Here is a 10,489-nt window from a genome sequence, read left to right on the forward strand (position 1 = left end):
CCCGGCGGTCCGCAGGCCGACGTCGGTGGAATAGCTGACGGTGCGGGCCGCGTCGCTGAGCGTGCGGGCCAGATCGAAGCGGTCCCCGAGGCGCAGGGCGGCCCCGATCTCGTCCGCGTCCTGCGCCCGCAACTGGTCGCGGGCCCGGCCCGCCACCCGATGCAGTTCGGTGCGCACGTCCAGCAGGCGGCGATGCGCCTGTTTGAGCCCGCCGCCGGGCACTTCCGGACCGAGCCCCGGCATGGCGTCGGTCAGTTGTGCGATGGCGAGGGCGTCCAGCAACTGGATGTCGCGCAGTCCGCCGCGGCCGTTCTTGAGATCGGGCTCGGCGCGGTGGGCGACGTCTCCGCTTCTGCGCCAGCGGGTTTGGGCCTGCTCGAGCAGGGCGTCGAAACGGGACCGGACTCCGGCACGCCAGTCCCGTCGCACGCCCGTGATGAGCAGGCTGCTCAATCCTTCGTCGCCGACGATGTGCCGGGCCTCGAGCATGCCGAGGGCCGCGGTCAGATCGTCGGAGGCCACCCGCAACGCCTGCGGGACGGTGCGCACACTGTGGTCGAGCTTGATGTGGGCGTCCCACAGCGGATACCAGAGCTGATCGGCGACCTCGGCGACCCGCTTGGGGTCGATCCCGTCGTAGAGCAGCACCAGATCCAGGTCGGAATAGGGCAGCATTTCCCGGCGGCCCAATCCGCCCACCGCGACGATGGCCAGGCCACTGTCGGCGGTGATGCCGACCTCGTGCCCCTTGGTGGTCAGCCACAGGTCGAACAGGTCCACCAGGGCTTCCCGCAGAGCTTCCGCGTCCAGCCGCGAGGTGCGGCCGTTGGCGCTGTGCTCAGCGAGCAGTTGATCGCGGGCCCTCACCAGATCCGAAGCACCGTTGGAACCCTTGTCGGCTCCGGCCTTCTCGTCGCGTGCTTGCTGAAAACCCACGTCCCACCACCCATCTCGATTCAGTTCGTCGCCCCACATGGGGGCGGCCCCGCCTCCGCCGGTCGTTGGGACGCCGACGGAGGCCGGGGCCGCCTCTGGATCTGCCTGTGATTACAGAGCTCTACCTGTGCTTACAGGGCGTCGGCTCCGCGCTCACCGGTGCGCACCCGGATGATCGCGTCGACCGGGGTCACCCAGACCTTGCCGTCACCGATCTTGCCGGTGCGGGCGGCTTCCACGATGACCTCGACGACCTTGTCGACGGAGGCGTCGTCCACGACCACCTCGACCCGAACCTTCGGGACGAAGTCGACCGAGTACTCGGCACCGCGGTAAACCTCGGTGTGGCCCTTCTGGCGTCCGTAGCCCTGCACTTCGCTGACGGTCATGCCCAGCACGCCCGCCTGCTCCAGGCCGGTCTTCACGTCCTCCAGGGTGAACGGCTTAACGATCGCAGTGATCAGTTTCATTTTCGTCATGCCTCCTTGACGGCGGCGGTGCGCGCCGCACCACCCACAGCAGCGAAATCGTATGCCGTTTCCGCGTGATCGGACTCGTCCATGCCCACGAACTCCTCTTCCTCCGTAGCGCGGAGGCCGATGGTGAACTTGATGGCGAAGGCGATGATCAGGGTCACGATGAACGAGAACGCAAGAACCACACCGGCACCGACGGCCTGACGCCACAGCTGGTCGAAGCCGCCGCCGTAGAACAGACCCTTCACGTGAGCCGGCGCCTCGGCGGTGGCGACCAGGCCGACCATCAGGGTGCCGATGATGCCGCCGACGAGGTGGACGCCGACCACGTCGAGCGAGTCGTCGAAGCCGAGCTTGAACTTCAGGCCCACCGCGAGGGCGCAGGCCACACCGGCGACCAGGCCGATGGCCAGTGCGCCGAGCACGTTCACCGAGGAACAGGACGGGGTGATGGCGACCAGACCGGCGACGATGCCCGAGGCGGCACCGAGCGAGGTGGCGTGACCGTCACGGATCTTCTCGACGAGCAGCCAGCCGAGCATGGCGGTGCAGGTGGCGAAGGTGGTGGTCAGGAAGGTGGAACCCGCGGTGCCGTTGGAGGACAGCGCCGAACCGGCGTTGAAGCCGAACCAGCCGAACCACAGCAGACCGGCGCCGAGCATGACGAAGGGCAGGTTGTGCGGGCGCATCGGGGTCTTGGGCCAGCCCTTGCGCTTGCCGAGGACGAGGCAGAGCGCGAGACCCGCGGCACCGGCGTTGATGTGGACGGCGGTACCACCCGCGAAGTCGATCACCTTGAGCTTGTTGGCGATCCAGCCACCCGCGTGGATGATGTTGCCGTCCGAGTCGGTGGCGTTGAAGTCGAAGACCCAGTGCGCGACGGGGAAGTAGACGACGGTCGCCCACACCGCGGCGAACAGCGCCCACGCGCCGAACTTCAGGCGATCGGCGACCGCGCCCGAGATCAGGGCGACGGTGATGATCGCGAACATCAGCTGGAAGGCCACGAACACGGTCATCGGGATGCCGGTGTTGCCCGCCAGCGGGATGCCGACCGCGTCGGCGGCCTGGATGCCCTTGGACGGATCGGCGGCGACGGCCGCGTGCGAATCCGAGCCGATCAGGCCCTTGAGTCCGAAGAACTGGGTCGGATTGCCGATCAGTCCGAACTTGTCATTGCCGAACGCCGTGGAGAATCCGAAGATCGCCCATAGGACGCCGACGATGCCCATCGCACTGATGGACATCATGATCATGTTCAGCACGTTCTTGCCACGGACCATGCCGCCGTAGAAGAACGCGAGCCCAGGGGTCATCAACAGCACCAATGCCGAGCTCGCGAGCATCCATGCCGTGTCGCCGGTGTTCGGCAAATCAACGAGTGGGTACGCCACCTTTTGTCCTCCTCATCATGAGCCCCGCAGCAACCTGCGAATAAGCCTGCAATGAGATTCGTCAGTCGGTGTTTCCGCCGTGATCCTGCGGCGTTTCGCGTAGGTGAACGGATGAGATTGCAGTGTTGCGGTCACGTTTCCGAAACCGCGCCACTGTTACGACGACATTGTGAGGTTGATGTTGATTTCGGTATCGATGCAGTTCAGGGGTTGTTATCCGAGCAAAGCGTCGACAAAGGCGCCCGGTTCGAAGGGGGCGAGATCATCCGCGCCCTCTCCCAAACCGACCAGTTTGACTGGTACGCCGAGCTCGTGCTGCACCTGGAAGACGATGCCGCCCTTGGCCGTTCCGTCCAGTTTGGTCAGCGCGACACCCGTGATATCCACGACATCGGCGAACACGCGGGCCTGCATCAGGCCGTTCTGGCCGACCGTCGAGTCCAGCACCAGGATGACCTCGTCGACCGCCGCCTTCTTCTCCACGACGCGCTTCACCTTGCCCAGCTCGTCCATCAGGCCGGTCTTGGTGTGCAGGCGGCCGGCGGTGTCGATGAGCACGACATCCACACCGCGGTCGATGCCGGCGCTCACCGCGTCGAACGCGACGGCCGCGGGATCCGCGCCCTCCTTGCCGCGCACGGTCTCCGCGCCCACGCGCTCGCCCCAGGTCTGCAGCTGATCGGCGGCGGCGGCGCGGAAGGTGTCGGCCGCGCCGAGCAGCACCCGGCGGCCGTCGGCGACCAGCACGCGCGCCAATTTGCCGGTGGTGGTGGTCTTTCCGGTGCCGTTCACGCCCACGACCAGCAGGATCGAGGGGTGATCGGCGTGCGGCAGCGCGCGGATCGAGCGATCCAGTTCCGGACGTAGCGCCTCGACGAGCACCTCGCGTAGCACCGCGCGCGCCTCGGCGGCGGTGCGCACGCTGCGCGAGGCCATCTCCTCGCGCAGCCGCTCCACGATGACCGCGGTGCTGGCGGTGCCGAGATCGGCCATGACGAGGGTGTCCTCGATCTCCTCCCAGGACTCCTCGTCCAGATCGCCGCCGCCGAGCAGGCCGAGCAGCGACTTGCCGACGGCGGTCTGCGAGCGCGACAGGCGGCCGCGTAGGCGGGTGAGACGGCCCGCGGTGGGCTCGATCTCGGCGATGGCGGGAGCCTCCGCCGGAGCGGAAGTCGGCGCGGGCGCGGCGGATTCGGGGGCGGTGGCCCGCGCGGCGACCGCGGCCTCCGCACCGGCGGCCACCTCGGCGGCGGCGACAGCGGCCTCGGCGGCCTCCTCCGCGGCGGCTTCCTCCGAAACCGGCTGCTCGGCAACGTCTCCGGCGGCAGTGTCGGCGGCGGACTCACCGGCTTGCGCGGCGGCCTCCACCGCCTCCCCGCGGGCGGCATTGGACTCGGCGGCGTTGGACTCGGCGGCCTCGGGCGCGCCGCCGGAAGTCGGAGCAGCCGAACCGGACTCGGCGGTGGCCTGCGAATCAGCGGCCGCCTGGGCCTGACCGGTCGCGGTCTCCTCGGCCGGGGTCGTCACCGGGTCGGTCGCGGCGGCCGGGTCGGTGGATTCGGCAGCAGGCTGACCGCTCCCGTCGGTGGATTCGGCGGCTGTGACGGACTCGGCGGTCTCGGGGGCGGGTTCGGGGCCCTGGACCGGGTCGGGCAGGCGGACATTGGTGATGGTGCGCTTGGCGGCGTCGCGCGGGACGGCGGCGTCGTCGCCGACGTGTGGCTGGCCCTCGTCGTCGGTGCGCTCGGGCAGCGGGGGTTTCGGCGTGGTCGGGACCTTCTCCTTCTCCGCCGCGCTCCCCTGACTGAAGCTGAATCCGCTCGAGGCCTGGTATCCGCCCGACCGGTCGGTGACCTCCTTGGTTTCGGTGGTCTCCGGGGTCAGCGAGATCCGGCGGCGCCTGTTGAGGCCGTACCCGGCCACCAGCGCCACGAGCAGCACCGCGGCGATCGCCGCGATGAGAATCCAAACTTCTGCAGTCGTCACGGCCCCATCCTTTCAGAGGCACCTGTATTGCCGGTTTCACACACCGACCGAGGCGTCGAGGAGCAGTGTCGTTTATCACACGGCTATACCGTGGAAGCGTCGACACGCCGGGGTGGGCCGTGGAAAACCCAACAACGACCGACCGGTCTGCCCGTCTACGTGCCACAGTGCGGAAGGAGCGGCGAATGCGACACCGAGACAATAGGATCGGCGACGTGACCGATCGAAATGTGCTTGGGGGACCGCTGGAGGAGTGTGGCACCGATCCTCTCACCGGCTTCTACCGGGACGGATGCTGCAGCACCGGTCCCGAGGACTTGGGTAGCCACACCGTCTGCACGGTGGTGACCGCGGAGTTTCTGGAGCACCAGAAGTCGATCGGCAACGACCTCGTCACCCCGCGGCCGGAGAACAACTTCCCCGGCCTGCAACCGGGTGACCGGTGGTGCGTGGTGGCCGTGCGCTGGCTGCACGCCCACGAGGACGGGGTGGCCGCGCCGGTGGTGCTGGCCGCCACCCACGAGAACGCCCTGGAGGTCGTCCCGATGGACACGCTCCGCAAATACGCCGTCGATGTTCCCGACGATGTGAGCGACCTGCTGTAGGCCGCTCGGCCGACTACATCCCGCCGTCCCCGCCCCTGCGCAGCCCGTCCCCGCCTGCGCGCAGCCCCTCCCCGGTCGCGCGCAGCAGAGCTTCGGTCGCGCTGCGCATTTCGACGCGGGCGGCGAACAGGCGCGGGTCCGAGGCGAAGGCCAACCGGTCGGCGCCCGCCTGCAAGGGCGCGTTGAGCACTTGCAGCGTGATGGCGGCGGCGATGGCGCCGAACAGCAACGACACCAGGGCGGGGCGCTCCCCCGCCAAGGCCAGCGCCAGCGCGGCTTGGCCACCGAACACCGCGGCGGTGGCGGCCGAGACGACCAGCGAGTGGATCATGCCCGCGCGCAAGGCTTCCCCCTCGTCGTAGGCGTCGATCACCGCGATGCCGAGGCCCAGCACCACCAGGTCGGCGGCCACCACCGAGAGCATGGCGGTGCGCGGAAGCACATTGAGGCCCAGCAGGATCAGGGCCGCGCTCAGCCCGAGCAGCAGCGCGCCCACGGTGAGCAGCCCCGACGCCGAGCGGCGTGAGTCCTCCGACCATTCGGCGTGCTGGCCGAGCATGCCCAGCATGGTGCCCAGCAGGGCCAGCAGGGTGAGCGCGCCCAGCAGATACCCGGCGGGCAGGAAGCCGCCCGCGGCGGGCATGGCCAGCAGCGCGCACAGTGGTATCAGCCCGACCCGCCACACGCGGTCCACGCGCTCGACGGCGCGGGCGGGCAGCAGCCGCACGAACACGCCGCTGAAGGCCAGTACCGGGGCGCACACCAGCACGATCCGCACCCCGTCGAACCAGGGACTCCCCCCGGCCAGCCGATCGGTCACCACCGCGGCCGCGTAGACCAGCAACCCGACGGCCGCCCTGCGTAACAACGGCTTTCGCGGATCCCGCGCCAGCAGATACAAACCGAGCCACCATGCGACACCGAACGTCGCGGCCGACACCCAAACCACGCAGGGAGCGTACTTCCCCACTGCCGGTTTGCGGGTGGTAACAAAGACACCGTATATGGCCCTCTACCAGCGTTTTTCACCATCTCAGCCGTCTCGTCACACCTTCGCACCGTTTCGGACACACCCAGGTCACGAAGCGCCCCAACGAGTTTCACAGTGGGCGCGGACACCGGTGAACCGCCGCACCGGAATAGACGTGTTCAGAGGGCGAAAACGCGGCGCACTACACGTTGCACCTCACGGCCGCCTGACCATCGCCCACGGTACGGCGGGCCGGCGCGGTATCCAAGTAGCGAGCGCCGCTGGTCGGCGACTGTGCGGCGATAGCCGATCGAGGTTCGCGCCCACCTATGACCCGGAATCGGATGGTCCGGAATGACCTGTCGCGCGGGAACCGAGGGCTAGGCGGTCGCGGCGTGGCGACGACGGTGAGCTTTCTGGCGGCAGGCGGGTGAGCAGTAGCGGGGAGGGCGGCCGGTGCCGGTGGGGTGGATCGGCGCGGTGCAGATGGGGCAGAGTGATATCAGGGTTTCGTTACGGGCGGAGGTTTCGTCACTCCGGGCGGAGGGGTTCCGGCGTTTCGTTACGGCGGGCGTCGTGGGGCGGGCGCGCATCGAATCCAGCACCAGCGCGGCGGGGCGCGACAGTTCCTGGCCGGGGCTGAGGCGTTGGATGGCAACGCATCCGGTGAACAGGGCGAGTACATCCGACAGCAGCAGATCGGTGCGCACCGCGCCCTGCCGCTGGGCGGCGGTGAGCAGGTCGCCGAGGGCGGCATGGAAGCGCGCGCCCGCGTCCCGGACCAGTTCGCGCGGCCAGCCGTCGTTGCTGACCATGTCGCACATGGCCTGGTTGCGGTGGCTGGAGACGATCACCTCGGTGCAGAAGGAGAAGAACGCCGCGCCCGCGTCGGGAGCGTCTCGCAGGCGGTGCGCCAATCCGGTGAGCCGGTCGATGCGCTGCTGCATAACCGCTTCCAGCAGTGCGGTTTTGGTGGGGAAATGCCGGTACACGGTGCCCGCGCCGACACCCGCCCGGCGCGCCACCTCGGCCAGCGAGACCGCGACCCCGCCCTCCGCGAGCGCGCGATGCGCGGCCGCGAGCACCAGCGCGCGATTGCGCCGCGCATCAGCCCGATTATTCGCGGCGGCCCGAACTTCGGAGTCGGCCCGACCGTTCGGCGCGGACCAATCGTCCGCGGCACTCCGCATGGGCTGGCCGCCGGGCGCGGCGGGCTGCGTCTGAGGCAGGGCGGGCGCGGACATTTCGTTACGCGGGTCCTTTCCGATGGTGGCCAACGGAAACGGGCGCTTCTAGCGTTCATATTCGGGTCAGCCGACCCGAATACTACCGAACGAACGGGCGACAATGTCTTCTCGTGATGAACTGTCTTCTCGCGATGATCTGATCCTGGTGACCGGGGCGACCGGCAAGCAGGGCGGCGCGACCACGCGGCGGCTGCTGGCCGTGGGGCGGCGGGTGCGGGCGCTGGTGCGGGACGCGCGATCGTCTGCCGCGCAGGAGCTCGCGGCGGCGGGCGCGGAATTGAGCGTCGGCGATTTCGACGATCCCGGCAGTATCGAGGCCGCCCTGGCGGGCGTGGGCGCGGCATTCCTGGTGCCGCCCGCCACTTTCGGCCCCAACGGCTGGGATGTCGGGTTGGAGGTCGAGCGCGGCACCCGGTTCCTCGTCGCGGCGAAGGCGGCCGGGGTGGAGTTCATCGTGTTCACGACCGTCGCGTCCTACACCGAGGACGGGAAGTGGGGTGCGCAGGGCAAGCGGCAGGTGGAGGCGGCGCTGCGCGAGAGCGGCCTGCACTGGACCATCCTGCGGCCGGTGCGGTTCATGGAGAACTACCTCATGCGGGGGTTCCCGATCGACGGCATCAACAATGGCGTGCATCGGCAGTTGTTCCCGGCCGATCGGCCGATCCAGTCCATCGCCGTCGACGATATCGCCGTGTTCGCGCAGCTGGCGTTCGACGATCCGGCCCGATTCCACGGGCAGACTTTGGAATTGGCGGGTGACGCGCTCACCATGCTCGAGGGTGCGGCGGCGATCAGCGCCGCCATCGGCATACCGGTGCGCTACGAGGAGGCCCCGGAAGTCGAGGCCGAGGCGATGGGTCCGGAGGTGGTGGCGGCTTGGCGGCTGTCGCGGCAGGGCCAGGGCTGGCATGCCGATATCGCCGCGCTGCGCGAAATCCATCCGGGACTGCGGACTTTCGAGACCTGGCTGGCGGAATCCGGTGCGGCGCGGCTGAAATCGGCGGCCGATCAGGGCTGAGAGGCCGATCAGGGCAGGGCGCCGTTGTAATCCGGCAGTTTGAAGGTCTGTTCGGCGTGCCCACCGGACAGGTCGGAGGCGCTGTTGCCGATATTGGCGACGATGGTGTAACCCTGGCCCTCGATGGCGACGCGGGTGGCGGTCTTGTAGTCGGCGAGCGCGCCCGCGCCCGCCGAGCCGGTGGTGAGGCCGCCGCCGTAGAGGCCGTCCACGGAGTAGCCGACGGAGCTGAGGTTGATCTGGGTGTAGAAGCCGAGCAGCGCGGGCCGCCCGGTCACGAAGATGAGCGACGCGCCTTGGCTTTTCGCCCACTGCGCCAGCTTCAGCATGGGCGGGATGGCGGGGGTGATCGGCCCCGGGTGGTAGCTGGTCTCGAGCACCGTGTTGTCGATGTCGAACACGATGGCGGGCTTGGTGGCTCCGGGCAGCGCCGTCGTCAGGTAGGTCTGGGCGGCGTTGGCCACCGTGGTGACGTCGCTGATCCACTGGCTGTAGGGCGGCAGATTGCTGTTGCCGCCCGACCCGGACAGGGATCCGGTGCCTGAGCCCGAGGCCGATCCGGAGGATCCCGAATCGGCCAGGGCGAGGGGCATGGGTGCGGCGAGTCCGACGACGAGGCCGGCGGCCAGTACGGCGATGGAGCGTCTCATGGGGCGGGACGCTAGCGCCTACCCCATACGACCCGCAGGCATTTCACATTGGCGTGCAGCAGAATTCCCGCTCACCGGGACCGACCGTGGTCAGGGTGTGGCGCCGACCAGGTTCTCGCCGCGCAACCGCTGCGAGATCACCTGGGTGATGCCGTCACCGCGCATGCTGACGCCGTAGAGCGCGTCGGCGACCTCCATGGTCGGCTTCTGGTGGGTGATGACGATCAGCTGGCTCTTCTCCCGCAGCTGCTCGAACAGTCCGATGAGCCGGCGCAGGTTGGTGTCGTCCAGCGCCGCCTCGACCTCGTCCATGACGTAGAACGGGGACGGCCGGGCGCGGAAGATCGACACCAGGAAAGCCACTGCGGCCAGCGACTTCTCGCCGCCCGAGAGCAGCGACAGCCGCTTGACCTTCTTGCCCGGCGGGCGGGCCTCGACCTCGACGCCGGTGGTCAGCATGTTGGCGGGATCGGTGAGCAGCAGCCTGCCCTCACCGCCCGGGAATAGCCGCGAGAACACGCCCTCGAATTCGCGTTCCACGTCCTCGTAGGCCTCGGTGAACACCTGCAGGATGCGCTCGTCGACCTCGGCGACCACGTCCATCAGGTCCTGGCGGGCCTTCTTGACGTCCTCGAGCTGGGTGTTGAGGAAGGTGTAGCGCTCCTCGAGCGCCGCGAACTCTTCCAGCGCAAGGGGATTCACCTTGCCGAGGGTGACGAGGTCCTTCTCGGCGCGCTTGGCGCGGCGCTCCTGGGTGGCGCGGTCGTAGGGCATGGGCTGGGGTTCGCTGACGGTTTCGCCGCGCTCGCGGGCCGCCTCGTACTCCATCATCTCCAGCGCGGTGGGCGGCATGGGGACGTCGGGGCCGTACTCGGCGATGAGATCGTCGAGGCTGAGGCCGAACTGTTCGGAGATGGTGGTCTCGACCTGTTCGATGCGCAATGCCGCCTGGGCGCGGGCCACCTCGTCGCGGTGCACGGTGTCGGTGAGCTGGGTCAGCTGGGCGGTGAGGGCGCGGGCGCGTTCCTTGGTCTGCTCCACCTGGGCCGCGAATTCGCTACGGCGGCGCACCAACTCGTCGCGGCGGGCCGACGCCTGCGCGACCACCTGTTCGAGTTCGCCCGCCACCTTCTCGGCGGATTCGGCGACCACCGCGGCCACGGCGGCGGCTTGGCGGCGGGCGGCGTGCGCGCGTTCGGCGCGGGCG

Annotated in this window: 10 protein-coding genes; 2 read left to right on the top strand and 8 right to left on the bottom strand. The window is 69.2% G+C overall.

Annotated elements, in window-relative coordinates:
• The 4 genes from ACWELQ_RS25700 to ftsY form a co-directional block, all read right to left on the bottom strand.
• A partial coding sequence (locus ACWELQ_RS25700; protein ID WP_452399609.1) for a [protein-PII] uridylyltransferase family protein occupies window positions 1-936 on the bottom strand: 936 nt, incomplete at its 3' end.
• A gap of 131 nt (window positions 937-1,067) precedes the next feature.
• Window positions 1,068-1,406 (bottom strand): P-II family nitrogen regulator, encoded by a 339-nt coding sequence (locus ACWELQ_RS25705; RefSeq protein WP_326309191.1) that lies wholly within the window; start codon window positions 1,404-1,406, stop codon window positions 1,068-1,070.
• Window positions 1,407-1,411: 5 nt separating this feature from the next.
• Window positions 1,412-2,758, bottom strand: a complete 1,347-nt coding sequence (locus tag ACWELQ_RS25710) for an ammonium transporter (protein ID WP_452399616.1) — start codon at window positions 2,756-2,758, stop codon at window positions 1,412-1,414.
• A gap of 261 nt (window positions 2,759-3,019) precedes the next feature.
• Window positions 3,020-4,792, bottom strand: coding sequence for a signal recognition particle-docking protein FtsY (gene ftsY, locus ACWELQ_RS25715; protein ID WP_452399610.1), 1,773 nt, complete (start codon window positions 4,790-4,792; stop codon window positions 3,020-3,022).
• 215 nt (window positions 4,793-5,007) lie between these two features.
• Here ftsY and ACWELQ_RS25720 point away from each other — a divergent pair, with 215 nt between their 5' ends.
• A complete protein-coding gene (locus tag ACWELQ_RS25720) occupies window positions 5,008-5,397 on the top strand; it encodes a DUF2237 family protein (RefSeq protein ID WP_033086087.1) in 390 nt (129 codons plus the stop codon).
• Between the two features lie 13 nt (window positions 5,398-5,410).
• On the opposite strand, the gene ACWELQ_RS25725 is transcribed toward ACWELQ_RS25720, so the two are convergent.
• Window positions 5,411-6,346 carry a hypothetical protein gene (locus ACWELQ_RS25725; RefSeq protein WP_452399611.1) on the bottom strand — a complete coding sequence of 312 codons (936 nt, stop codon included), beginning with the start codon at window positions 6,344-6,346 and terminating at the stop codon, window positions 5,411-5,413.
• A gap of 401 nt (window positions 6,347-6,747) precedes the next feature.
• On the bottom strand, window positions 6,748-7,611 hold the full coding sequence (locus ACWELQ_RS25730; RefSeq protein ID WP_452399612.1) for a TetR/AcrR family transcriptional regulator: 864 nt from the start codon (window positions 7,609-7,611) through the stop codon (window positions 6,748-6,750).
• Window positions 7,612-7,714: 103 nt separating this feature from the next.
• On the opposite strand from ACWELQ_RS25730, the gene ACWELQ_RS25735 reads away from it, so the two are divergent.
• Window positions 7,715-8,632 (top strand): NmrA family NAD(P)-binding protein, encoded by a 918-nt coding sequence (locus ACWELQ_RS25735; protein WP_452399613.1) that lies wholly within the window; start codon window positions 7,715-7,717, stop codon window positions 8,630-8,632.
• A gap of 8 nt (window positions 8,633-8,640) precedes the next feature.
• Here ACWELQ_RS25735 and ACWELQ_RS25740 read toward each other — a convergent pair whose 3' ends face one another.
• Window positions 8,641-9,282, bottom strand: a complete 642-nt coding sequence (locus ACWELQ_RS25740) for an HAD family acid phosphatase (RefSeq protein WP_452399614.1) — start codon at window positions 9,280-9,282, stop codon at window positions 8,641-8,643.
• 90 nt (window positions 9,283-9,372) lie between these two features.
• On the bottom strand, window positions 9,373-10,489 hold a 1,117-nt coding region (locus ACWELQ_RS25745), incomplete at its 5' end, for an AAA family ATPase (RefSeq protein WP_452399615.1).

It is taken from the genome of Nocardia sp. NPDC004722 (assembly GCF_053601505.1).